This is a genomic window from Agrobacterium rosae (assembly GCF_002915175.1).
In the GTDB taxonomy this organism is placed as follows: Bacteria; Pseudomonadota; Alphaproteobacteria; order Rhizobiales; family Rhizobiaceae; genus Agrobacterium; species Agrobacterium rosae.
Map to the genome: position 1 here is coordinate 425,409 of NZ_NXEJ01000006.1, position 25,368 is coordinate 450,776.

The window sequence follows — 25,368 nt, forward strand, 5'->3', positions numbered from 1 at the left end:
TGAGGGGAGCCTGGGGTAGGGAGAGAGACATTGAGACAAGCGGCAACCGTCGAAAGACGGCTGGAAGACGTGCAGCCGGGTGTTATTCGCGCCTATACGCAAACGGAGCTGAAATCCGTTCTTTCCACTCTGAAGGATATTGGCAAAGGCGAACCTGATGTGGCCGCGCTTCTGGCGAGTGACAGGCCGCTCAAGGATTTCGTGGCGCAGGCGTTGTCGCTCTCTCCCTATTTACGTGATGCGGCGGTGGCCGATGAGGGTCTGCTGACGCTGGCGATATCAGGTCCGCTGGATGCAACGCTGGCGCGTTTGGTCGAAGATGCGCGTCATTGCTGGCGGCCGGATGGTGACGGCGTTGCCCCGACGGAAGCTGAGGTGATGACGCGGCTGCGCATTGCCAAGCGAAGGCTCTCCTTCATCTCCGCCATGGCCGATCTGGCGCGCATTTTCGTGGCGCGCGACACGACGCATTGGCTGAGCGATATGGCCGATGCCAGTCTGGCAGCAGCCATCGACCATCTGCTTCTGGCCAACCATCAGAGCGGAAAACTGACGCTGAAAAATCCCGAGGTGCCGAGCGAGGGTTCCGGCTTGATCGTGCTTGGTATGGGCAAGCTGGGCGCGCAGGAACTGAATTATTCGTCCGATATCGATGCCGTGGTGTTCTTCGAGCCATCCTCCTGCATCATACCTGACCCGCTGGATGCACTGGAGATTTTCGGGCGCATGATGCGACGGCTGATCCGGATCATGCAGGAGCGCACCGCCGATGGGTATGTGTTTCGAACCGACCTGCGGCTGCGCCCGGACCCCGGATCGACACCACTTGCCATACCCGTGGAGGCGGCGCTGACCTATTATGAGGGCCGGGGTCAGAACTGGGAGCGGGCGGCCTATATCAAGGCGCGGCCGGTGGCGGGGGATATCAAGGCGGGCGAAGGCTTCATGCGGGAGCTGACGCCGTTCGTGTTTCGCAAATATCTGGATTATGCGGCTATTGCCGATATCCACTCCATCAAGCGGCAAATTCACGCGCATAAGGGCCATGGTGCGATTGCGGTGAAGGGGCATAACGTCAAGCTCGGTCGGGGCGGTATTCGCGAGATCGAGTTCTTCGCGCAGACGCAGCAACTGATTGCTGGCGGGCGGATGGCTCCGCTGCGGGTGCGCTCCACGCAGGAGGCGCTGGCGGCGTTGACGGAGGCGAAGTGGATCGACGCCGGGACACGCGACAAGCTGACGGATGCCTACTGGTTTCTACGCGAAGTGGAGCACCGCATTCAGATGGTGCGTGACGAGCAGACCCATATTCTGCCGGATACGGAAACAGAGTTAAGGCGCATCGCCTTCATGCTGGGCTTTGCCGATACCAAAAGCTTTTCTGAAAAGCTGGAAGGCGTGCTGCGGCTGGTGGAGCGCAAATATTCGGCGCTTTTCGAGCAGGAAACCAAGCTGTCAGGGGAAAGCGGCAATCTGGTTTTTACCGGACAGAGGGATGACCCTGATACGTTGAAGACGCTGGCGAGGCTGGGTTTCGAACGGCCGGAATCCATGTCGGGCGTCATTCGCACCTGGCACAACGGGCGTTACCGCGCCACGCAATCCGTCGAGGCGCGGGAGCGTTTGACGGAACTGACACCGGAACTGTTGCAGGCCTTCGGCAAAAGCAAGCGGGCCGATGAAGCTTTGTTGCGGTTCGACAATTTTCTCTCCGGCCTACCTGCCGGAATTCAGCTTTTTTCCTTGCTTGGAAATAATCCGGCGCTGCTATCACTGCTGGTGACGATCATGTCATCCGCGCCGCGCTTGGCGGAAATTATTGCCGCGCGCCCGCATGTGTTCGACGGCATGCTGGACCCGGCTTTGATGACGGACGTTCCAACGCGCGACTATCTCGGCCAGCGTATGCAGGGGTTTCTGGCGCCGGCGCGGCACTATGAAGACATTCTCGACAGGCTGCGCATCTTTGCTGCGGAACAGCGTTTCCTGATTGGGGTGCGGCTGTTGACTGGCGCGATCCGCGGAGAGGTGGCGGGACGGGCCTTTACGTATCTTGCCGATCTGGTGATCGAGGCTGCGGTAAAGGCGGTGATGGCTGAAATGGAAGCTGCACATGGCAGATATCCTGGCGGTCGAGTGGCCGTCGTCGGCATGGGGAAGCTTGGCTCGTTCGAACTGACGGCGGGGTCCGATGTCGATCTGATTCTGCTCTATGATTACGACGATGCGGCGTCCGAATCCGATGGGGCAAAGCCGCTGGATGCTGTCAGATATTTTAGCCGTATTACGCAAAGGCTGATCTCGGCTCTATCAGCGCCGACTGCCGAAGGCGTGCTCTACGAGGTGGACATGCGGCTGCGCCCTTCCGGCAACAAGGGGCCGGTGGCGACGCGTATTTCGACGTTCGAGAAATATCAGCGGGAGGAAGCCTGGACATGGGAGCATCTGGCGCTATCCCGCGCGCGGCTGATCTGCGGCGATGCCTCGCTGATTGAGGATGCCGAACGCATCATTGCATCTGTCCTCTCGCAGAAGCGGGATGTGGCGAAGATCGCAGGTGACGTGGCGGAGATGCGCAAGCTGATCGGCGAGGAAAAGCCGCCTGCCAATGGCTGGGATTTCAAGCTCATCCCCGGCGGTCTGGTCGATCTGGAGTTCATTGCGCAATATCTGACACTGATTCCGCCCGCAAAAGGTCTGCCACCACATGTGACGGGTGAAAGCACGGCTGATGTGTGGAAACGCGTAGCAGCAGGGGCAATCGAGCCGCAGACCTATGACGACTGCATGGCGGCACTGAACCTTTTCACGGAACTGTCCCAGATCATCCGTCTGTGCATCGAGGGCGATTTCTCACCCAAGGAGGCACCCGCCGGACTGATCGATCTCGTCTGCCGTGCGGGTGATTGCCCTGATATTGGGACGCTCGAGGGTGAGGTGAAACGGCTGTCGAAAACTGTGCGGAAGGCGTTTTCTATCGTGGTCAAGGATGGCAGCGGAATAGTGAGGTGATACATGAAAACCGACTGGAATCTGGTCAGGGATATGCTCAATGCAGCAATCGATACGTGTGAGAGGATCGAGGCGGCGGGATATACGGAAAGCGACCGGGATGCTGACATAGACGTAAACGGACAAGCCGTCAGCGTTCAGGATTTTCTGGCAAGCGCCTGGACTGCATCGGAAAATCTTCGCTACAAGATTATCCGCAGCCGACACGAAAATGATGTCGATCTGGCCTATGTTCCAGAGACGGCTCGTATTCTGGTTGCAATGGCGCAGGCTGCCGCGGAGACAATCGGTGCTGGAGAAAAGGAACCACCAGCGGCCGATGATATCCGCAAACTGGTTTCATGGTTTCATGACCACGCCGCCCCAGGCATCGAACGCGCCATTGAAATGAAACGAAGCCAAGCTTTAGGCACTACGGAGACAGGCAGATGATTGGATACACCATGGTTGGCACGACGGATCTGGATCGCGCCGTGCGGTTTTATGATCCGGTGTTTACCGAGATGGGCTTGAAGCAGTGCTACAAGGATGAGCAGGTTGCATTCTGGGGCGACAAGACGGATGTGAATGCGCCGCGGTTTGCCACGGGTTATCCCTTCGATGGTGGCAAGGCTGGCGTTGGAAATGGGACGATGACGGCGTTTCTGATCGCTGGTTCCGAAACGATTGACAGGCTGCATGGCCTCGCAATGGCGAATGGTGGATCGGACGAGGGCGCGCCGGGGCTGCGTCCCGATTACGGCGAAGGGTTTTATGCGGCCTATGTGCGTGATCCCGATGGCAACAAAATCGCTTTTGTCTGCTACGATGTCAGGAAGAGCAGCTAGCTGCCTTGAGCATCGAGCTCCAAACACCATCTGTGTTTCAGGTTTCGGCGTAACAGCGCGGATCAATCCATTACCGGCATGGATTGATCCGTTTGCGTGCCGCGTCCGTAAACAGGATCAAACACAAGGGCATATTATGTTTCATCTTATATTTGGCATTCCCTGGCTGGTTGTCGTTGCGCGATTTATCCAGCCGCTGCCATGGGTGTGGTCTGTAAAGATTGCTCTGGGTCTTATCCTTCTCGTCGCGTCGCAATATCACCTGATTAATCGTCTCTCTTCAGGCTCCGTGTTTTCGCCCGAGTTCCCGCGGCCGCTGATCATTGCCATCAATGTACTGATGGGAACGATCCTGTTGCTGGCGATGTTTCAGATCGCACTGGATGTCGTGTCGATTATCATCACGCCGTTCAAGGGGCATTTTCCGGCTGTTCCGGTTGGCGTTCGTTATGCCATGGGCTTAGCTGCGTTCGGGCTTGCTGCGTTCGGCGTCAGCCAGGCGATCCGCGTTCCGCCGTTGAAGGATATCGAGATAACCATTCCGGGCCTGCCAGCCGCCTTTGAAGGCTATCAGATGGTGCAGTTGACTGACCTCCACATCAGTCGCCTGTTCGACAGTGGGTGGGCAAAGGAGGTCGTTGCACGAACGAATGCGCTGAATGCCGATCTCATCGTCATCACGGGCGACCTGATCGATGGCAATATCGAAAGCCGTAAACAGGACATCGCACCGCTCGCTGATCTCAAGGCACGTGATGGCGTCTACACCATTCCGGGAAATCATGAGTATTTCTTCGGCTATGAAGAGTGGATGGCGTATTATCGCGGCCTGAACATGATGACGCTGGCCAACAACCATGCCGTCATCGAGCGCAATGGCGAAAGCCTCGTCATTGCTGGAGTGACGGATCTGTCATCATCCAGAACCGGCTTTCCGCCTCCCGATGTGGCAGAAGCGATAAAGGGCGCGCGTGAAGGTGCCCCCATCATTCTGCTCGACCATCAGCCCATGGAAGCGGCACGGAATGCTCAGTTGGGCGTGGCTGTTCAGCTATCGGGGCATACCCACGGCGGCATGGTTCTGGGGTTAGATCGTCTCGTTGCGCGCGCCAACAAAGGCTTCGTCTCAGGCTTCTACCAGGTGGGCGGCATGCAGCTTTACGTGAACAATGGAACGGCGCTGTGGCCCGGTTTCGCTTTGAGACTGGGTATCCCGTCCGAATTGACACGCATCACGCTTCGTCGCGGTTCTTAAAAAAGCAATGCCGCCGCTCTCTGGAAAAGAGGAGCGGCGGCATGTTTGAAAGCATCATTAAGCTGCGTATTTGGCGGCTTCGTCGTGGGGAATGAAGAGGGTAACGACGGTACCCTTGCCCACGCAGGAGCGGATTTTCATCGTGCCGCCATGGAGTTTGACCAGAGAGCGGGAGATGGCAAGTCCCAGTCCGGAGCCGCCCTGGCTCTTGGCATATTGGCTTTGAACCTGTTCGAAGGGCTGGCCGATCTTATCGATGGCGGCAGAGGGAATGCCGATACCGGTATCTGCGATGGTCAGCATCAGACCCTTTTCGTGAACATGTGTGCGAAGCTCCACGCGCCCGCCATTGCCGGTGAATTTGACCGCGTTGGACAAAAGGTTGAGCATAATCTGCTTCATCGCGCGCCGGTCGCCGGTCATGTGCATATCTCTGCACACACGCTGCTGAATGGCGATATTCTTCTGGGCGGCCTGGATCGCGGTCAGGCGAAGCGTTTCCTCGACCAGCGGCACCAGATCGACCTTTTCGCGGTTGATTCGCATGTGGCCGGCCTCGATCTTCGACATGTCGAGAATATCGTTGATGACGTTGAGTAGATGCTTGCCGCTATCGTGGATATCGCGGGCATATTCGCTGTATTTCGGTGAGCCGACCGGACCAAACATTTCGGCCAGCAGGATTTCGGAGAAGCCGAGAATGGCGTTGAGCGGTGTGCGTAGCTCGTGGCTCATATTGGCGAGGAATTCGGATTTCGCCGTGTTGGCAGCCTCGGCACGCTCCTTTTCCGCCTGATAATTGGCATTGGCATCTGACAGTTCGGTCTTCTGTCGCTCCAGCTTGTGGCGCGACGCGGAGAGGTCGCCAATCGTTGCCATCAGGCGCTTTTCGGAATCGCGCAGGCGCTCTTCGTGGCGCTTGAGGAGAGTGATGTTGGTGCCGACGGACACGAGGCCTCCATCGCGGGTGCGGCGGTCATTGATCTGCAGCCAGCGGGCATCGGCAAGCTGGACTTCCGTGGTGCGCGACAGGCCAGATTGATCCGGGTCGGCCACGCGACGCTCGACAACGGGGCGGCAGGCGGCGGCGTTGACGACGGACCGTTCGGTACCAGCCACCAGCACGCTGTCCGGCAGGCCGTAGGCCTGCTGGAAGTGGGCGTTGCACATAACCAATCGGTCGTTCTTGTCCCACAGCACGAAGGCTTCCGATGTACTTTCGATGGCGTCTGCCAGACGCTGGTCCGCCTCGGCATAACGCTGGGCCAGGCGGTGCTGCTCGGTCACGTCCATGGCGATGCCGATGACGCGCGGACCGTTGGAGGTGCGGATGACCTGAGCGCGGGCGCGCAGCCAGACATAATGGCCGTGGGCGTGGCGCATGCGGAAGATCTGGTCGATCTGGCGAAGGTCGCCGCAGCCGACGGAGCGGGCCAGTTCGTAGAGATTGCCCTCTTCGGAATGCATCATGCGGGCCGCGTCGCTGAACGATAGCGGTTCGGTCTTGGGAGGAAGGCCGAGAATTTCGTAAAGCGAGGTAGACCAGAACATGCGGCGGGTGGAGAGGTCGAAATCCCAGAGGCCGCAGCGACCGCGAGACAGTGCCGTTTCGACGCGCAGATTGGACTCCACGAAAATTTCGTCAGCGGTGCGGGCGCGTTTTACCTGCATGTAATAGGCATAGAGAATGACGAGCAGGATCGCGGAAATACCGGTGAACAGCGTGACGTTCATGGCAACTTCGCTGCGCCAGAACGAACGGATCGGCTCCAGCGACCGTGCTGCGATGATCATGCCACCATCGGTGCCGAGCGGCAGCATCGTGGCATAATGCGGGGTACCTTCGATATCGGTTTCGATGGTGCCGGGCGCATCGGGAAAGCGGCGGATAATGGCGATCTCAGGCAGAAGGTTGGTCAGAGACGTGCCGGGATAAATCGAAGCCTCGCGTCCGATGCCACCGAAAATTCGACCATCGGCACCAGCGACCAGCAGCAATGTTTCCTTATCGAAGCTGCCCGCGGGGAAGGCGGCGTTGAGCCGGGTTTCCACGGCCGTCCGGTCCTGTATCATAAACATGGCTTCGTTGCCGGTGAGAGCCGCTTTTGCCGCCAGAGCTGCGAGAGCGGTAGTCTGCCGCGCAGATTCCTCCATGCGACCTGATTCGGCCATGATCCCCAGCATACGCGAGGCGGCAACCACGATGAGAAAAGCGAGAATGAGCACGGGGATCAGCCGCTTGAGCAGCGATTCCAGATGAGGCAATTTGAGACCGTCTTTCGGGCCTGTGGTCAACGCCACAAGATTTCCCGAAAACCTCTCACTCCATGCAGCAATATCACATATTTTGGCAAACGGGCGCTCATCGCCCGCGGTAGCCCGCCGCACGTTCGTCATTGTCCCGCCTTGATTGTCCCTCGGTTAATTCGAAGCATAAGCCCGAATCTGACACCAGTGAATCAAAGCTGATTCGGCTTGTCCAGAGCTGATGGTTAAAAGAATTTTAACCCCTTGAACCGACTCCGTATTTTTTTGGGACAGATTTGGCGGCCCTCCTGAAAACCGCCAAACTAACGTAACGTCAAGCCTTTAGCACGCGCTCGACGATGTCACGAACGTCTGTCGAGAGGGCAGGCGAGCGTTCGATTGTCATCAGCGCAGCGCGGGCATGATCGGCCCTCACGGGCTCCAGAGAGCGCCATGAGCGCATGGATGTGAGGATGCGCGCGGCCAACTGCGGATTGCGTTTGTCGATGGTAACGATCTGCTCGGCGAGGAAGCGGTACGCTTCACCATCCGCACGGTTGAAGCCGGTTGGATTTCCGAAGGCGAAGGTGCCGATGAGCGAACGAACACGATTCGGATTGGTGCCGACGAAATGCTTCGAGCCGGTGAGCGACTTGATGCGGCCAAGCGCACCTTCGCCGGGAATTGCGGCCTGAATGGACAGCCACTTGTCCAGCACCAGCGCATTGTCTGCAAAACGGGCTTCGAATGTCGCCAGCGCCTGTGCAGCCTCCGAAGAGTCCGGGAAACGCTGCGTCAAAATGCTGAGCGCGTGAGCGAGATCGGTCATATTGCTTGCCGCCGCGAAGGTATCCGCAGCGCGTTTTGGCGTTTCTTCCGCGAAGGAGAGATAGCTCATGGCGATGTTGCGCAGGGAGCGTCGACCGGCGCTCGTCGCATCCGGCGAATAGGTTCCCTTGTCTTCGAAGGTGTCAAACAGCGACGTCAATGTCTCCACGCCAGCCTTGGCGATGGCTGCCATGGCAGCGTTGCGCGCCGTGTGGATAGCATCCGGGTCGTTACCGCTACCGATTTCGCGGGCAATATCGGACTCGCTCGGCAGAGCAAGCACTTGGGCGCGGAAAGCCGGCTCCAGCGCGTCGTCACCGATGATTTCGATGAGCGTGTTGATGAAGGCCGCATCGAACTCCACGGTAGAGCCATTGCGAACGGCGTTCGTCGCTTTGACGAGGTTCGGCATGGCCAAGGTCGTCAGTGCCTGCCAGCGGGAGAACATGTCCGTGTCATGGCGAGCGATCTGGACCATGTCGTCGGCAGATTGCTCGAGATGCAGGTTGATCGGTGCCGAAAAGCTGCGATTGAGCGACAGCACCGGACGCGACGAAATTCCGCTGAAAGTGAACGTCTGGCTGCGTTCTGTCAGATGCAGAACGCCATCCTTGTACTCGCCGCCCTCCACTTTCGAAGGCTCGGCAATCTGGCCGTTATCGAGAATAAGCGCGGTGGACAGCGGAATGTGCAAGGCCTGCTTGTTGCTCTGGCCCGGTGTGGCCGGAACGGTCTGTTCAAGCGACAGCGTGAACGTAGAGGATGCGGCGTCGTAGCTTGTCGAGGCGCTGACCAGCGGTGTGCCGGCCTGAATATACCAGCGGAAGAATTGGCTGAGATCGCGGCCGCTTGCCTCTTCGAAGCACTTGACGAAATCTTCGACAGTGGCGGCGTCTCCGTCATGGCGCTCGAAGTAAAGGTCCATGCCTTTGCGGAAATCGTCTTCGCCGAGAATGGTGGCGATCATGCCGGTGATCTCGGCACCCTTCTCATACACGGTCGTCGTGTAGAAGTTGTTGATTTCGCGATATTTATCGGGGCGTGGCGGATGCGCCAGCGGGCCGCCATCTTCGGGGAACTGCTCGGATTTCAGGTGACGCACATCGGCAATACGCTTGACCGGGCGCGAGCGCATGTCGGACGAAAATTCCTGATCGCGATAGACGGTCAGGCCTTCTTTCAGGCAAAGCTGAAACCAGTCACGGCAGGTGATGCGGTTGCCGGTCCAGTTGTGGAAATATTCGTGTGCGATGATGCGTTCGATATTGGCGTAATCGGCATCGGTTGCGGTCTCAGGGTCGGCCAGAACATATTTGTCGTTGAAGACGTTGAGACCCTTGTTCTCCATCGCGCCCATGTTGAAATCGGACACGGCGACGATCATGAAAATATCCAGATCGTATTCGCGACCGAAGCGCTCTTCATCCCATTTCATGGAGCGTTTCAGCGCATCCATGGCGTAGGCAGCGCGCGGCTCCTTGCCGTGCTCGACATAGATTTTCAGCGCGACGTCACGACCGGACATGGTGGTGAATGTGTCTTCGATAAGGCCGAGGTCACCGGCCACCAGCGCGAAGAGATAGCTTGGCTTGGGATGCGGATCGAACCACGCCGCGAAGTGACGACCTTCATCATAATTGCCGCCACCGAGGAAGTTGCCGTTGGACAGCAGGAAGGTGTTGCCCTCCTTGGCCGCGACGATGGTGATGGTATAGGGTGCCAGAACATCAGGTCTGTCAGGGAAATAGGTGATGCGACGAAAGCCTTCGGCCTCGCACTGGGTGCAGTAGACACCGTTGGTGCGATACAGACCCATCAACTGCGTATTGGTTTCCGGGTTGATGTAGTTCGTCACACAGATTTCGAACGGCGCTTCTTCCGGTAGGTCGCGGATGGTGAGACTGTCCGGCGTCGCATCGTACTGCGCCGCGGGCACGTCGATCTGGTCCAGCAACAGGCCTGAAAGCGTCAACTCGTCGCCGTCAAGCACCAGCGGGGCCGACGCATCGACGCCTTCACGACGATGGAAAATCAGTCGCGCTTCGACCTTGGTATTTTGCGGATCGAGTTCGAAAGTGAGGTCAACTCGTTCGAGAACGAAATCGGTAGGGCGATAATCCGCCAGGTGAACGATCTGGCCCGTGTCTGTTCGCATGACTATTCCTGAATGAACCTTGTCTGCCACATCTCAGGTTTCATGCCACATGCCACCTGAAGCTAAAATTGAATTAGGGTCACGTTCATGTGAGATTCACAGAACATTATGTCCTGTTCGCTTTCTTGCCAGACGGTTGATTTCGTTAGGATCAATGAACGTGTCTCGCATTGCCACATTATTTCATTAAATGTTGAACGATTACTAAAGTTATTGCCGTTGCGAAATTATATTACAGTAAAACGTTCAATTGGTTAGCAATTCTGTTATGAGGATCGCTACGCGTTCAGGTTTTGAAGCCAAGACTGGCGCGAATGGTATCTTCATTTTCGGTTTGCTGAACGACCACGCCATACCAGCCCAGGCCGTCGTAATCTTCGTATCCAATGGTTTTCGCAAAAGCTACGATCGCGCCGTTGCTATCATAATAGCTGCCGCGCACAGCGCCCGCATTCTTCTGGAGATTAAACCGGGTGAAGCGCAAAGCCGGATTGCTGCTGGCGATCACCCGCATGTCGCCATCCAGCAACATCACGACCGTTCGTTCGGCGACCTGTGGGGGCAGATTGGCCTCTTTCTCGACAATGGCGCGGCCTTGCTCCTGCCAGTCGAAGTAGACGCCCAGCGTTCCCAGCAAGGCACCATCGTTCCTGCCGCCTTCTCTGATTCCTGTGGCGTAAACCAGAACGTCGCGATTGTCATGCAGTGGGCTGCTTTTGACCTGATCAACGATGTACTCATCACCACTGCGGCATTGCGAGGCTGCGATGACCCACGGCTCCAGTGTCAGGTTGCGGCCTTGCAGGTCGCGCTGGTATCGAGGGTTGGCGGATGCGATCACGGCACCCCGAAGGTCGGTCATGACCAGATCGATATAGACCGTGTAGAAACGGTTGATGGCACCCAGACGCTCCGACGCGAATGCGGCATCCGCCTTGTCGCGGCTTTGCAGGGCCTGCCACAGCGACGTATCTGTTGCCCACCAGCGAACATCGGCCGTGCGCTCGAACAGATTGCGGACGATCAGCTGGACCAGCGTTTGTGCCGTATCCGTCAGGCGAACGCCCTCCATTTCCTCGACGAGTGCTTCCGCCATATCGCGGCTGAGACCGATACGGCTGAGAACGGTATCTTGAAATGTCGACGAGATATCCGAAGCGATCTGCGCAAGGCGCTGTACTTCGTTGGCGACGACGGAAAAGCCCTTGCCAGCCTCACCGGCTCTTGCCGCTTCGATCAAGGCGTTGATTGCCAACAGCCGGATTTGTTTGACGATGTGGGTGTTATCGGTGCTGAACTGCTTGAGATCCGTCGACATGCCGTCCGTCACCACCCGCATACTGCGCGGTGTGGCGGATAGAGATGTATTTTTCGCAGCTGCCTTCGAAACCGGATTCATGAATGACCATCAATTCTCAATAGAGAGGTGAACCACCAGTCTTGCCGTTCGCTGGATTGCAAAACCAAGATTTTAAGTGCCAGAAGTAGAATATATCGTGATTAACATTTCATTTCGATCAAGATACGATAAGTAGTCATGCAGTTAAGTGCTGGAGCTTACTAAAGCGGCAAATGCATTTGTTTGCGGCAGTTTTTCAAGGATTTTGCCGCTTGTTTTCCAAAGCGTGGCATTTGCGCATAGTTTCGGGCAAAAAAATAATGATCGACACGATATGGATGAGTTTGTTTCCGACTCACGATGATAATCTGTTATCCAACACGGCACGTGCAGGCTGGTGCTGCCGCCTGTGAAATGCAACCGGTTCATGCCCTGAACCTATGAATGCCAGTTCTCATGAGTGCCGCCGCCTATAACCCCATCAGGGGCATAAGCTTCAAGCTGATATCCGTTGCATTTTTTCTGGTCATGCAGACATGCATCAAGGCGGCCGGTCCGGATGTGCCGGCAGGTGAGATCACTTTTTTTCGCTCCACCTTCGCCATCGTTCCCATCGTCATCTATCTTGCATGGTTGCGCAGTCTTTCCAGTGCCTTTTACACCAAGAACCTGGCGGGTCATTTCAAACGCGGTTTTCTCGGCATTGTTTCGATGATCTGCGGTTTCTACGGATTGAGCCTGCTGCCGCTGCCGGAATTCATTGCCATCGGTTATGCGTCTCCGCTGATGGCGGTCGTCTTCGCCGCCGTACTGCTGGGCGAAACGGTCCGCGTCTATCGCTGGTCGGCGGTTCTCGTCGGCATGACGGGCGTTGTCGTCATTCTTTGGCCCAAGCTGACATTGTTGCAAGCGGGCGGCTTTGCGGCAGGCGAGGGGATTGGTGCGCTCGCGGTGCTGTTGGGTGCTGTGCTGGGTGGGCTGGCCATGGTGCAGGTGCGTCAGTTGGTGGTAACGGAAAAGACCGCCACCATCGTTTTGTATTTTTCGCTGACCGGCAGCCTGCTATCCGCTCTTAGCCTGCCATTCGACTGGGAGTGGCTGGATATGAAGCAGACCATTCTGTTGATGTCCTGCGGTATCGCCGGCGGCATAGCCCAGATTTTTCTCACCGAAAGCTATCGCCACGCGGAAGTCTCAACGATTGCGCCGTTCGAGTATAGCTCGATCCTGTTCGGGATCACGGTTTCCTATGTGCTTTTTGGCGACATCCCGACGATGACCATGTTGATCGGAACTGGGATCGTCATTTCTGCCGGCATATTCATCATTTTTCGAGAGCATCAGCTGGGGCTTGCCCGTAAAGCAGCAAGAAAAGCGTCCACACCGCAAGGGTGAGGCAGTATTTGCCCTCTATTTCATCACTCGCAATGATGGATGTAGAAAAGCTGTATTTTTATCAAAGTTTTATTCAATTTTCGCCCGAACGTGTTATTCAATAATGCGGTGGTAAGGGTAAAATCTGGGTGGCATATCGTGTTTGGGGTAAAACGCGTAAGGTCCTGTTGTGTTCGGCTGTCTTTAACAGACGGATACGCGATACAATGGGCAAGTAGCATGGTGGCAACGCGCTGCCGATCTGCGAATTTCTTTCCGTCATTGTCGCAGGAATGGCTATGACGTATTCACATGCCGATCTTGTTGCGCATCCCCATTTGCTGGGAGCGATAAGAGCGCTCGCGCTCACTCTTCGCGGTGCCTATCACGACAATCCGCGCATTGCGCGGCTGCTTTCTGCGCACCAGAAGTGGCTGATGACGCAGGCCGGGATGGCTCTCAATCTCGAGTTGGGTGCCACTGGCTTTACGGTTGCGCAGGTGCGTGATCTGGTAACGCAAAATGGTGTTGCCAGCCGCAACACGGTTCAGAACTATCTCGATCAGCTCGAAATCTATCGCTACATCGAAAGGGTTCCTCCCGTTTCCGTGCGCCCGCGGCGATACAGAGCGACCGCTGTCAGCCAGCAATCGATTTTTATGTGGTATGTCGCCAACCTCAGCGCACTCGATGGGCTTGATGGTGGAACGCGGGCAGCGCAGATGATGGCGCGTCCCGAGCTCCTGGTGCTCGCACAGCCGCGCGCCGCACGACAATGTCTTCAAGACAGAAACTGGGTCGAGCCGCCGGAGCGCGTCGGGCTTTTTCTTTGGACGGAAGCCGGTGCACTTGTGATGGACGATTTCATCAGCCGCATAAAAGATGCCGAAAAGCAGAGCGACCGCATAGACATCGGCTTTGTCGATGCGCGCGCCATGGCTTCAGAATTCATGATGTCGCGCACACATTTGCAGCGCCTTCTCAACAAGGCTGCCGAACAGGGCACAATGGGCTGGCACGATGACAGCTTGCGCAGCGGCATGTGGTTTTCACGCGATTTCCTCGATGAATACTGCAAATGGCAGGCCATCAAGTTCGCTTATGTGGACGAAGCGTTTGCCGAAGCACTGAAATCGATCTGAGCCAGAGCAAGATCAGGCGTTGTCGATCTTGCTCTTCTCCAACTGGAATTTCGATCCGTGCTTGTCGCTCCCTTTCGCCGTCCAAAGGCTGGAAGCTGGATCGTAGCCCAGACTCATCAGATCGCCAGGGATGGAACCAAAGACAGCTTTGAAACGCCTTGCTCCGATCTTGAGGAGGTAGTGCGGTATTATCTGATCGATGTGGTAATGCGGATTGCGTGCGAGAACCGAGAGGAGCGATGACGCGAAGCGTCTCGAAAACAGAGGGACGTCTTCCGAGTTCTCGTAATAAACCGCATTGGCGAGGATTTTGTGCCAGGATTTGCGGGCATGCGGCCTGAAAACGAACGCGCCCTCCGTTTTCAGTTTGGCGAGTTTTTCCCACGGAGACGTTCTCGCGATCGTATCGATGTCGAGAATGAGGAGGCGCCCGACTTTCAGATCCAGCAACTGATCTGCGACGATGAAGCGAGAGCAATTGTAATAGATATTGACCTTCTTTGGCAGGTCTAGCCCCATGAGCGTATCAACGCTGAAGCTTATGGCGAGATTTTCAAGGCTTGAGCGGAGGTCTTCGATCTGAGCGAGAACATCTGGGCTCGGCTTGATAAGGTGAAGATGGACATGAAATGTCCCTTCAATCATCGATAATGACCTCAAGAAAGAGATCGCATAGTCCCAGAAATAGACCTCGTCGCAGGCGACAAGAATGACATCTTTTCCCTCGATGTCATGGGGAATATTCATCTTGATAGAGGCAGTATAGCGTAAGAGGTGATCAGAGAAAAAATGTCTCGATACCGATGCGCGAAGGCAATCCGCTAGGATGATACCTCTCCAGAGAAAATTATGGCGCTTTATTTTTATCGGGCCGACTTCGCAGCAGTCCATATCCGTTGTCATGAAGTTACCGCGTACTAAAATGTGCTTCGGGCCGATCTGCCGAAGTTTTGAATACAGATCAGTAATTGCGAAATCAAGGACGGCAAGAGTAGCGTAGGTAGAAAAACCAGGCGCCAAGAGAAATAACCGTAAAAATACACGACGGTCACCGCTGCCGAAGCTCGGTGGAATCAATATGCCGAAAAAGAGAAAGTAGAAACCAAAACGCAAAAGCGCCTCTCCATCGGAAAGGCGCTGCAAAGCGTCGGGCTATGATGCCTTCAATGCCGGAGGCGGAAGGCCATCTTATCAGCGCTCACGAAAATCCGCGAAGACTGCCGAAGGGCGTGTTGTGCGAACCTGCTGAGTAGACGCGCGAGCGGTCAGCTGTTCGTTGGTTCCACCGAAGCGGTGGTAGCCATCACTGGAGCGCGGGCCAAGGCCTGCGAGCCGGAGTGTTTCAAAGCCGGAGTGAACCGGACGGAAGCGAGTGGTCATTGCCTTGGTTCCTTAAACCGTTTCCTCCCAAGACGAGATGACTTATTGCAGTGCGGTATGGATTCGGCAATCAGGGTAAATGCGCCGCTGTTATGCGCCATTTGCATGGCTATTTTCATAAATGATTCACATTGATCAAAAAGGAAGCATTCACATTTGGCGAATGTGGGCCTGAAATGCTAATAAATCCTGCCATGCCAATGGTTTACTGGCTGGAGCGTTCAAAAGCTCCTGCGGGTGCAATGTGGCAATGGCGGGTACGGTTCCGTGTCCGGATGCGACATCACGCCACTGTCCGCGCAGTGTATGGATGGTGCCGGTACCGCCAAAGAAAAATCGGGCGGTAAAGTTGCCTAAAAGCAACAGTGCTTTGGGCTCTGCCAGCGCAACCTGTCGCTCGATAAAGGGGCGGCAGATTTCCATCTCCGGCCCGGAAGGTGAGCGGTTACCCGGCGGGCGCCACGGCACGACATTGGTCAGCAGCAGATTGGTGCGGTTTAAGCCGATGGCCGCCAGCATCCGGTCTAGCAGCAGGCCGGTTTTGCCGAGGAAGGGTTGGCCTTCGCGGTCGTCATCCGCATCCGGCATAGGACCGATGACCATGATGCCGGAGGAGGGGTCGCCTTCCGCGAAGATGGTATTGCGAGCGCTGTTTTTGAGATTGCAGCCGTTGAAGCTTTCCAGCGCGGACTTAAGTTCGGAAAGGGAGCGGGCGCTTTCCGCCGCAAAACGTGCGGCTGCGATGGCCTGCTCATCCGGCATGGCGACGTTGGTCTGGATCGGCGGCGCAGCGGGTGCGGCACGCGAAGGCGCATCCGTGCGTCGGCCTGTCTCGGTCTGGGCGGGAGCGCGGGATGCGGGCTCTGCCTGTTGCGGCTGCTGAGCATCTCTTTGAGCGGGACGGCTCTGGCGGCTTGCGGAAAACTCGGCGAAGCGGTCGATGGACGTGTCTTCCAGCAACCAGTCTACGCCCGCATCCGCATGGAAATGCAAAAGCGCCGCCAGTTCTGCCGAGGAAAGGTCTTGGGCCGAAATCATGGGACTAGAACTACCCTATGTGCTGGCCCCACGAAACCCCGTAATTACGCTGTCCAGCGCGCAATATCGCCGCTTTCGCCGATCATGGCCAGACCATGGGCGATGGAGAGCAATTCGCCGCCGCTCTCGATTTTGTCCGCATCGAAACGCCGGGTGAAAAGCTGGCGCACGGCAGGCACGAAAGAGGTGCCGCCGGTGAGGAACACCTTGTCGATCGCTTCAGGGGCGGTCTGGGTCTTTTCCAGAACTTCATCCAGCGCACCTTCGATCTTAGCCAGATCGTCGCTGATCCATTGATCAAAGTCGGAACGCTTGACGACCTTACGGCCAGCCTTGCCCAGCGGCGAAAAGTTGAACTCCGCTTCTTCATTTGAAGACAGCGCCATCTTGGTGGCCGAAATGGCCTGGTAGAGCGGGTAGCCCTCATCATGCTCGACAAGGTCGATGAACATTTCCAGCTTTTCCGGCTCCAATGCAGACCGCACCAGCGATTTCAGATCGGCAAACTCCTTGGTGGTCTTGAAGATCGACAGTTGGTTCCAGCGCCCAAAATTGACGTAATAACCGCTTGGCACATCCAGGATTTTGTCGAAGCTCTTGAACTTGCTGCCCTTGCCGATTTCCGGCGACACCAGATTGTCGATCATGCGAAAGTCGAAGTGGTCTCCTGCAACGCCGACGCCCGAGTGACCGATGGGGGTCGCGGAAAGCTTGCCGGCATGGGATTCGAAACGGATGAGCGAATAGTCGGTGGTGCCGCCGCCAAAGTCGGCGACCAGAACATTGGCGTCCTTATTGAGGCTCTGCGCAAAATAATAGGCGGCAGCAACGGGCTCGTAGACATAGTGGATTTCCGGAAAACCGGCGCGGGTCAGCGCGTCGTTGTAACGCGCAATCGCCAAGGCTTCATCCGGGTTGCCACCTGCAAAGCGAACCGGACGACCGGCGATGACGGTGGAAACGTCCTGCGGCCATTCATCGCCCGCATAGGTCTTCAGCTTGCGCAGGAACACTTCCATCAGGTCTTCGAAGCTCTGGCGCTTGGCATAGACCAGCGTGCCCTGAAACAGCGACGAGGCGGCAAAGGTCTTGATGGATTGCAGAAAGCGGCAATCGCCGGGATTGTCGATGAACTGGCGAATGGCCGCATGGCCCGCCTCGACTTGAAGCGCAGCGGCACCGAATGTGCCGGATTTCATGAAGGACAGCGCGGTGCGCATGCTGTCCGTGGTCCCGGCGCTGCTGGTAAAGCGCATGGAATGGCTGGTGTTGTTGCTGTCGGAGAGTGCCATGACCGTGTTGGTCGTGCCGAAATCGAGGCCGAGTGTCCGTGTCATTGCAATGATTCCTTGGTTTTTAGACAGGTCGAAATAGGCCGAGGCGTGCTCAAGCCCGTCAGTCCGGATGCCCATGGCATCGGTGATTTTTGAGGAGGGCGCGTCATTGCATGACGGCTGGCCTATGGCAAGCGGGGAGGCTCAGTTTTTTGCCATTTGTGCGGCCCGGCTTTGCTGCGCCTCTTCCTGCAGCCATTTGGAAAACGTTGCCATGGCAGGCGTAACCGCCCGCGATTTCAGCCGCGTGAGCCAATAGCATCCTTTTGAGACATACACCGGGAAAGGCTGCTCAAGCAGGCCGGAAGAGAGTTGTCGGCTGAACATCAGCGGCGGGGCAAGCGCAATACCGGCACCCTGCAAAGCGGCCTCAATCATCAAGACGGATGAGTCGAAAACGATGCCACGGATTTTCGGGGGCGAGACACCGGCGGCCTCGAACCATTCCGGCCATTCATCGACGCGGTAGGAACGCAAAAGCGGCTGGGCGGCGATATCCTGCGGTGAGCTCAGCTGGCGTGCGATGGCGGGAATGCAGAGCGCCGAATGTGGCGCTTCGAACAGCTCTTCCGCTTCCGTATCGTGCCATGCGCCATTGCCGAAGCGAATGGCGTAATCCAGCCCTTCGGCGGCGATATCGACGCGATTGTTATTGGTGGAAAGCCTGATATCGATGAACGGGTAACGCGCCTGAAATGCGCCAAGCCGCGGCAACAACCAGCCGATCGCGAATGTGCCAACGGCACCGAGAGTGAGCACATCGCGCAGATGCCCGTCCTCGAAGCGTTGCAACATATCGGCCATGCGGTCGAACGAGTCGCGCAGCGTCGGCAGAAGGGCAAGCCCGTCCTCGGTAATCATCAATCCGCGCGGCAGACGCCGGAACAGTTCCACGCCCAGCGTCTGCTCCAGAAGCTTGACCTGGTGGCTGATGGCGGTTTGCGTGACGCACAGTTCTATGGCCGCACGCGTGAAGCTGAGATGCCGCGCGGCGGCCTCAAAGGCACGTAAAGCGTTAAGAGGAAGATGTGGGCGTACCATGACAAGACCAACTATAATTCATGCCTGAAGGCAGATATCATCATTTGTCGGCACGCAACAGGTCGGAATACAAAGACGACGCCACAGCCAAAGGGAGAGTGTTGATGACGATCAAACGGCGCATAGGTTTCGTACTTTGTTCAGTGTTTACAATGAGTTGTTTTGGTTCTTTCGGCGCTCATGCTGCGGAGACTGTACAATGCACAGTCATTCTCGACGCAAAAAGCGGTGAGGCACTGCATCGAAACGGCGAATGCGACAAGGCGTTCGCACCGCAATCCAGTTTCAAGCTGCCCTTGGCCATCATGGGCTATGACGCGGGAATTCTGACGAACGAGACGACGCCGCGCTGGGACTACAAGCCGGAATGGAAGAGGCCGAAGCGCGAGCAGCAGGCCACCGACCCGACCATTTGGGAAAGGGATAGCATCGTCTGGTATTCGCAGGAAATCACCAGGCGTCTCGGGAAAGAGACGTTTGCCGATTACGTTCGCCGTTTCGATTACGGCAATGCTGATGTGCGCGGTGTGAAGGGCCAAACGGACGGGCTGACGGAATCCTGGCTCATGTCATCGCTGAAAATTTCCGGTGACCAGCAGGTGGATTTTCTGCGCCGCTTCTTGAGCCGCAAGTTGCCGGTTTCCACTGTGGCCTATGACAAGACGATGGCAATTATTCCGAAGTTTCCCGCTGCCGATGGCTGGCAGGTTCAGGGCAAAACGGGCTCTGGCCGCATGCGAACCAAGGCGGGCAAATATGACGGCGACAGCTGGCTAGGCTGGTTCGTGGGTTGGGCGCAGAAGGGCGACCGGCAGGTGGTTTTCGCCAAGCTCAACATCCAGGACTGGAAAAGCGATGAGCCGATCAGCTTTGCCACACGTGACGCGTTGATTGCCGACCTGCCGAAGCTGGTGAAATAGGTCTAGCGAACAAAGCGCCGGGCGGCGAAAATCAACGCCAGCCCGACGATGGCTACCAGCGCGCCACGCAACATCCACGGGCTCTGGTTGATCATGAAACTGGAGGCGGGGTAGGGGAAATATCCGCTGCCCTGCCCAATCCAGACGAGGCCGATGAGCGCAAGCAGTGCGCCGAGAACGGTCAGCGAAACCCGAAGTATCTGCATGATGAGCCTCGACAAGAGAAAACCTCTCCAGAGCTTACCCCGAAGAGGTTTGAATAGCCATGCGCTTGAGCTGATTGGATCAAGCGTCGGCGTAGTATTTCTCAACGAGACTAGGCTGCTCTTCTGCGCCGTCCTCGTCCTGTGTCAGGAGGCTGAACTTACTTGTTTCATCACTGTTGATGATGGAAGCAAGCAGGCCGCGCAGGTTACGATCCTTCTGAACCTCAATCGCAAAATTGCGAGCAGCCTCGATGGTGTCGTCGTTCTCGGTGGAGTCACGGCTTGACGATGATCTGGTTTCAATCGGCGCGAATTTGATGACATTGCTGGCCTGACGGGACGGCTCTGACGCAGAGGGTCGCACAGTGGTTGGCGCGGCACCGTTGGATGAGGCGGGCGCGATGGCAGGTGTTGGCTGTGCTGCCGTACTGCCGTTGCCCTGAACCTGTGTGGGAGAAGCCGTTCCCGATCCTGTCGCTGGCGAGGAAGTTGCAGTGTCCGGTTCTGATGCGGCGGGTTGTTCTTGCGCGGGCGACGCTGGTGCTTGGCTTTGTTCGGATGCCGCAGGCGTCTCGTCTGCTGGCGGCTGCGTGTCGGTAGCAGGTGCGTCAGCTGTATTATTGGAAGGTGCCGAAGATGCGGGCTGTTCTTCTGAGCCAGCAGGCTCGGCATCCGATCCCTGCGGTGCTTCTGCCGCCGGTGCAGTTGATGACGAGCCTTCGTTGGTTGCCGGTTCGCCCTGGGCTGGCTGCGTATCGTTCGCAGGAGCCTGTGACGTATTTTCGGACGGTGTCGGAGCGACAGGCTCCTGCGGCGCTTCTGCGGATGGTGCAGGTGCGGAGGTTTCGCTTTCGCTCTGTTGCTCCTGTGGCGCAGGCGCTACTGTCGGCGTGGACGGTGACGGGCTTTCGCTGGTCGTCGGTTCGCCTTGTTCGGGCTGTGTCTGCTGCGTTGGGGCAGGCGAATAGGTGCCGTCATCGACATCCTGATCATCGTCTTCGACGGGTGCAGGTGTGCTGGTGGCTGGCTGGCTTGCGCCGGAGCTCTGGCTGGCTGGCGCAGAAGACGAGCCGCTGCTTGCCGTGGAACCAGACGATTGGGAGCTGGACGATGTACCAGTGGTGGTTGGTGTTGTTGTTGGGGGGAACAGGACTTCTAACATGGAGCAAGCGCCGAAAAATTGATAATCGCCAGTTCCTAAGCCTGATCCCCCCAAAATTGAGTGCATTTGCGTTGTTGCATTTTATTAAAATGCCTCAGCATTTGCGTCGTGTAACAATTATAGTGAATATCTATTTACGTTTTCGTCAGCCACCCATGCGTCAGCTGACAGTTTCATTCCCTGTAGACTTCAAGACACTTAACTGTTCGCGCATCGTCTCCTGCACAAAGGTGCTGACATCGTTCATGGACATTCCATGATCGACAAGGCTGAGGACGAGGTTGGTGATATCGGCCCTGGCTGCTTCACTCACACCCGGCAGGTTGAGTGCACTGGCATGTTCGTCCATGAATGGTACGCGACGATAGAACCCTGTTCCAAAAATATGGAGCCACATGCGCTCTAGAATATAGCCGTTTGCGGCCGCTGCCCCGACGGAGAATTCGTAAATCAGTTCCTTCGACTCAGCTGGAAGTTTGGCTACGCCCTCGTTGCGGACGGCAAAGATCGCGCCATAGGAGAAAACGCCGACGCTGTGTTTTTCTGCCTGATCGGCAAGCGCGTCCAGCTTCCATTTGCGCAAGGCGTGGGCGGCGATGTTTCCGGTATTGGGTGACATGCCTTCAAGCGTCTTGAACACGAGGCCCATGTTCCATGCACCGGCATCGACAAATTCCAGCGCAACCCAGTCCATGAGGGAAAACGGTTCAGGGCGGACGCGAAGATGAAGCGGGAAGTATTCCTCATAACGGGCCAGGCTGGCCGCCGGAGGAATGTTTCTGGCCGTAAGCCACTGCCATGACAACGCCTGGACATCGTCCCATTTGCGCCAGTTTTTCAAAAGATCGATAAAATCAGGGCTATGTGTCATCGGGTCACCCTGCGAGAACACGGTGAAATACCGATCATCCGTCGCGCGGGTCATCATATGGTGACTATAGGTTTCGGACTCGCGGCCGATATTGGGCCGTGCAACGATTTCATCCGCGCGGGCAAGCACTTCCGGTGACGTGATCTCTTCGCCCTTGTTATAAATAATGACTTTAAAATCTGCCGGAATATCAGCGATCCATTCAAGTGGCTCGCTGTATCTCGCTAGAACGATAGTATGCATGGAGTCCCTCTGATCAATATTAGAGCCACCGTTATTGCGGGCTCTATATACATGAGAGGTAGCCATCTAAGCTTGTGTGGACGTTGTGTGGCGAGGTTGTACGCAGACGATAACGTATTGGCACAAAGTAAAGGCAAGCTGCTCGAGCCGAAGCTCGAGCAGTGTCGTTGTCTCAAATGGACTTTGATGCGCCGCCATCCACCCGCAGCATCGTGCCGGTGATGTAGCTGGCTGGCTCGGAGCACAGAAATGCTCCGGCTGCCGCAAATTCCTCGACCTTGCCCAACCGTCCGGCGGGAATGGTCTTGAGCGATGCTTCGCGCACCTCTTCAGGGCTTTTGCCAAGACGCTTGGCGTTGGCACCATCCAGTTCATCGATGCGGTCTGTATGGATGCGTCCGGGCAGCAACAGGTTGGCGGTGACGCCGGAGCCTGCCACTTCCGTCGCCAGAGTCTTGTTCCAGCCCACCAGCGCGCCGCGCAGGGTATTGGACAGCGCCAGATTGGGAATGGGCTCGAACACGCCGGAGGAGGCGACGGTGAGAATACGGCCCCAGCCTTGTTCCTTCATCTGCGGCAGGAGGGCACCGGTGAGCGTGATGACGCGCAGCACCATGGACTGAAAGAAGGTCTCAAGCTTGTCGATGGTAATGTCCTGCGCCGTGCCGGGCGTGGGGCCACCGGTGTTGTTGACGAGAATATCGATGCCGCCGAGCTTCTCGTTGACGGCCTCGACCATGGACGCCACGAAATTCTCCTGCGACAGGTCGCCCTGCACCCAATCCGCCTTGCCCTTGCCCAGCGCATCGATGGCATCCACGTTGGCGGCTAGCTTCTCGCTGGTGCGCCCGACGAGCAGCACATGGGCGCCCTCTTTCGCAAGCGCTGTCGCAATGCCAAGGCCAAGGCCGCGAGAGGAAGCCAGAACGAGGGCGCGTTTGCCGGAAATGCCGAGATCCATGATGTATTCTCCTGAAAGATGCTGCATGCGGTTATAGGGGTGGTCCGGCCGGTTTTGAAGGTCTTGGCAGGTTTATTTCGATATCGTCTTCCGCACAGAGTTGGGCGTAAGCTACTCGATCTCGCCTACAGTCTTGACCTCCCCATAAATCTCTTTAACTTACGTGAACGTAAGAGTAAGATATTACCGTTAAACCCGAGAATGTAATAGGCTCTGAACAGGATTTGCCGCACTTCCACCTCGACAATGAGTTTGTGCTTTGCGAAGAAGGAATTGGCTGGCGTGGTGGGGGTAATGAACCCTGCGGCTGCGGGCGCGTTAGAAAAACAACGCCGGACGGGACCGGTGAGCTGAGAGGGATGGACATGACGGAAGCGATGGAACTGCCGGAACGCGAAGCGATGGAATTCGACGTTGTCATCGTCGGCGCTGGACCTGCGGGTCTGTCTGCGGCGATACGGCTGAAACAGGTCAATCCGGATTTTTCCGTCGTGGTTTTGGAAAAGGGTGCCGAAGTCGGCGCGCATATTCTGTCCGGTGCCGTTGTCGATCCTATCGGCATCGACCGCCTGCTGCCAGGCTGGCGTGAAGAGGAGGGGCATCCCTTCAAGACCGAAGTGAAGGACGACCAGTTCCTGCTGCTCGGACCGGCTGGGTCGATCCGTCTTCCGAATTTCCTGATGCCGCCACTGATGAGCAACCACGGCAATTATATCGTCTCTCTCGGGCTGGTCTGTCGGTGGTTGGCGGAAAAAGCCGAAGCGCTTGGCGTTGAAATCTATCCCGGCTTTGCGGCAACCGAAGTGCTTTATAACGACGAAGGTGCCGTCATCGGCGTCGCGACCGGCGATATGGGCGTTGAGCGAAACGGCGAGCCGGGACCAGCCTTCACGCGTGGCATGGAACTGCATGGCAAATATGTGCTGATCGGCGAAGGTGTGCGTGGATCGCTGGCGAAACAGCTCATCCAAAAATTCGATCTGTCCAAGGACAGCGATGTCCAGAAATATGGCATCGGCATCAAGGAACTCTGGCAGGTCAAGCCGGAAAAGCACCGGCCCGGCCTCGTGCAGCACTCCTTCGGCTGGCCGCTGGGTATGAAAACCGGGGGCGGGTCGTTCCTCTACCATCTCGAAGACAACCTCGTTGCTGTCGGCTTCGTGGTGCATTTGAACTACAAGAACCCTTATCTCTATCCGTTCGAAGAGTTTCAGCGTTACAAGACGCATCCGGCCATTCGCGACACCTTTGAGGGCGGCAAACGCCTGTCCTATGGTGCGCGTGCCATTACCGAAGGCGGATATCAGTCCGTGCCGAAGCTGACCTTCCCAGGCGGCGCGCTAATCGGCTGTTCCGCCGGTTTCGTCAACGTGCCACGCATCAAGGGTAGCCACAATGCGGTGCTTTCCGGCCTGATGGCGGCGGACAGGATTGCCGATGCTTTGGCAGCCGGTCGCGCCAATGATGAAGTGATCGAGATCGAAAACGAATGGCGCGACAGCGACATCGGCAAGGATCTCAAGCGCGTGCGCAACGTCAAGCCACTATGGTCGAAGCTCGGCACCGCCATCGGCGTCGGTCTGGGCGGCCTGGATATGTGGACCAACCAGCTTCTCGGCTTCTCCATTTTCGGCACGCTGAAACACGGCAAGACGGATGCGGAAAGCCTGGAGCCCGCCAAGTTTCACAAGCCGATTGCCTATCCGAAGCCCGACGGTGTGCTCACCTTCGACCGCCTGTCTTCCGTCTTCATCTCCTCTACCAACCATGAGGAAGATCAGCCGGTACACCTGCAGGTCAAGGATATGGATTTGCAAAAGCGCTCCGAACACGATGTGTATGCCGGTCCTTCGACACGCTACTGTCCGGCCGGTGTGTATGAGTGGGTGGAAAAGGACGGCGAAGAGGTTTACGTCATCAATGCGCAAAACTGCGTCCACTGCAAAACCTGCGACATCAAGGACCCGAACCAGAACATCAACTGGGTGCCGCCACAGGGCGGTGAGGGACCGGTTTACGCCAATATGTGATGC

Annotated in this window: 20 protein-coding genes; 8 read left to right on the forward strand and 12 right to left on the reverse strand. The window is 56.9% G+C overall.

The genetic code is table 11. The features are described from left to right. The first annotated feature begins 60 nt into the window (after window positions 1-60). From CPJ18_RS13340 to CPJ18_RS13355, 4 genes are all read left to right on the forward strand, one after another. Complete coding sequence (locus CPJ18_RS13340; protein WP_407026455.1) at window positions 61-3,012, forward strand: bifunctional [glutamine synthetase] adenylyltransferase/[glutamine synthetase]-adenylyl-L-tyrosine phosphorylase; 2,952 nt, start codon at window positions 61-63, stop codon at window positions 3,010-3,012. Window positions 3,013-3,015: 3 nt separating this feature from the next. Beyond that, window positions 3,016-3,444 (forward strand): hypothetical protein, encoded by a 429-nt coding sequence (locus CPJ18_RS13345; protein ID WP_103658858.1) that lies wholly within the window; start codon window positions 3,016-3,018, stop codon window positions 3,442-3,444. After that, window positions 3,441-3,839, forward strand: a complete 399-nt coding sequence (locus tag CPJ18_RS13350; RefSeq protein WP_103658860.1) for a VOC family protein — start codon at window positions 3,441-3,443, stop codon at window positions 3,837-3,839. Before CPJ18_RS13345 ends, CPJ18_RS13350 begins: the two co-directional genes overlap by 4 nt. Window positions 3,840-3,975: 136 nt before the next feature. Continuing rightward, complete coding sequence (locus tag CPJ18_RS13355) at window positions 3,976-5,094, forward strand: metallophosphoesterase (RefSeq protein ID WP_103658862.1); 1,119 nt, start codon at window positions 3,976-3,978, stop codon at window positions 5,092-5,094. Window positions 5,095-5,151: 57 nt separating this feature from the next. Here the strand turns inward: CPJ18_RS13355 and CPJ18_RS13360 are convergent, their stop codons facing one another. The 3 genes from CPJ18_RS13360 to CPJ18_RS13370 all read right to left on the reverse strand — a co-directional run bounded on the left by CPJ18_RS13360 (window position 5,152) and on the right by CPJ18_RS13370 (window position 11,723). Continuing rightward, a complete protein-coding gene (locus CPJ18_RS13360) occupies window positions 5,152-7,491 on the reverse strand; it encodes a PAS domain-containing sensor histidine kinase (protein ID WP_103658863.1) in 2,340 nt (779 codons plus the stop codon). Window positions 7,492-7,675: 184 nt separating this feature from the next. Next, entirely contained in the window at window positions 7,676-10,324 is a 2,649-nt protein-coding gene (gene pepN / locus CPJ18_RS13365) for an aminopeptidase N (protein ID WP_103658865.1), read from the reverse strand. 286 nt (window positions 10,325-10,610) lie between these two features. After that, window positions 10,611-11,723: a methyl-accepting chemotaxis protein gene (locus tag CPJ18_RS13370; protein WP_103658867.1), complete on the reverse strand. Its 1,113-nt coding sequence runs from the start codon at window positions 11,721-11,723 to the stop codon at window positions 10,611-10,613. Between the two features lie 396 nt (window positions 11,724-12,119). Between CPJ18_RS13370 and CPJ18_RS13375 the strand changes: the two genes are divergently transcribed. Continuing rightward, window positions 12,120-13,058, forward strand: coding sequence for a DMT family transporter (locus CPJ18_RS13375; protein WP_077106210.1), 939 nt, complete (start codon window positions 12,120-12,122; stop codon window positions 13,056-13,058). A 278-nt stretch (window positions 13,059-13,336) separates the two neighbouring features. Next, window positions 13,337-14,179, forward strand: a complete 843-nt coding sequence (locus CPJ18_RS13380; RefSeq protein WP_103659126.1) for a hypothetical protein — start codon at window positions 13,337-13,339, stop codon at window positions 14,177-14,179. A 12-nt stretch (window positions 14,180-14,191) separates the two neighbouring features. On the opposite strand, the gene CPJ18_RS13385 is transcribed toward CPJ18_RS13380, so the two are convergent. The 5 genes from CPJ18_RS13385 to CPJ18_RS13405 form a co-directional block, all read right to left on the reverse strand. Beyond that, window positions 14,192-15,292 carry a hypothetical protein gene (locus CPJ18_RS13385; protein WP_146258686.1) on the reverse strand — a complete coding sequence of 367 codons (1,101 nt, stop codon included), beginning with the start codon at window positions 15,290-15,292 and terminating at the stop codon, window positions 14,192-14,194. A gap of 78 nt (window positions 15,293-15,370) precedes the next feature. Next, complete coding sequence (locus tag CPJ18_RS13390; protein WP_077106178.1) at window positions 15,371-15,559, reverse strand: hypothetical protein; 189 nt, start codon at window positions 15,557-15,559, stop codon at window positions 15,371-15,373. Window positions 15,560-15,709: 150 nt separating this feature from the next. Beyond that, window positions 15,710-16,597, reverse strand: coding sequence for a uracil-DNA glycosylase (locus CPJ18_RS13395; protein ID WP_103658871.1), 888 nt, complete (start codon window positions 16,595-16,597; stop codon window positions 15,710-15,712). Between the two features lie 44 nt (window positions 16,598-16,641). Further along, window positions 16,642-17,934, reverse strand: a complete 1,293-nt coding sequence (locus CPJ18_RS13400) for an Hsp70 family protein (RefSeq protein ID WP_153366634.1) — start codon at window positions 17,932-17,934, stop codon at window positions 16,642-16,644. Between the two features lie 141 nt (window positions 17,935-18,075). After that, window positions 18,076-18,972 (reverse strand): LysR family transcriptional regulator, encoded by an 897-nt coding sequence (locus CPJ18_RS13405; protein WP_103658873.1) that lies wholly within the window; start codon window positions 18,970-18,972, stop codon window positions 18,076-18,078. A gap of 152 nt (window positions 18,973-19,124) precedes the next feature. On the opposite strand from CPJ18_RS13405, the gene blaOXA reads away from it, so the two are divergent. Then, a complete protein-coding gene (gene blaOXA / locus CPJ18_RS13410; RefSeq protein WP_103658875.1) occupies window positions 19,125-19,892 on the forward strand; it encodes a class D beta-lactamase in 768 nt (255 codons plus the stop codon). A 2-nt stretch (window positions 19,893-19,894) separates the two neighbouring features. Here the strand turns inward: blaOXA and CPJ18_RS13415 are convergent, their stop codons facing one another. The 4 genes from CPJ18_RS13415 to CPJ18_RS13430 form a co-directional block, all read right to left on the reverse strand. Continuing rightward, window positions 19,895-20,098 carry a hypothetical protein gene (locus CPJ18_RS13415; protein ID WP_077122296.1) on the reverse strand — a complete coding sequence of 68 codons (204 nt, stop codon included), beginning with the start codon at window positions 20,096-20,098 and terminating at the stop codon, window positions 19,895-19,897. A gap of 79 nt (window positions 20,099-20,177) precedes the next feature. Then, a complete protein-coding gene (locus tag CPJ18_RS13420; RefSeq protein ID WP_103658877.1) occupies window positions 20,178-21,260 on the reverse strand; it encodes a hypothetical protein in 1,083 nt (360 codons plus the stop codon). Window positions 21,261-21,420: 160 nt separating this feature from the next. Beyond that, complete coding sequence (locus CPJ18_RS13425) at window positions 21,421-22,374, reverse strand: hypothetical protein (RefSeq protein WP_103658879.1); 954 nt, start codon at window positions 22,372-22,374, stop codon at window positions 21,421-21,423. A gap of 172 nt (window positions 22,375-22,546) precedes the next feature. Further along, entirely contained in the window at window positions 22,547-23,335 is a 789-nt protein-coding gene (locus CPJ18_RS13430) for an SDR family oxidoreductase (protein WP_103658881.1), read from the reverse strand. Window positions 23,336-23,700: 365 nt separating this feature from the next. Here CPJ18_RS13430 and CPJ18_RS13435 point away from each other — a divergent pair, with 365 nt between their 5' ends. Then, window positions 23,701-25,365 carry an electron transfer flavoprotein-ubiquinone oxidoreductase gene (locus tag CPJ18_RS13435; protein ID WP_103658883.1) on the forward strand — a complete coding sequence of 555 codons (1,665 nt, stop codon included), beginning with the start codon at window positions 23,701-23,703 and terminating at the stop codon, window positions 25,363-25,365. Window positions 25,366-25,368 lie beyond the last annotated feature (3 nt).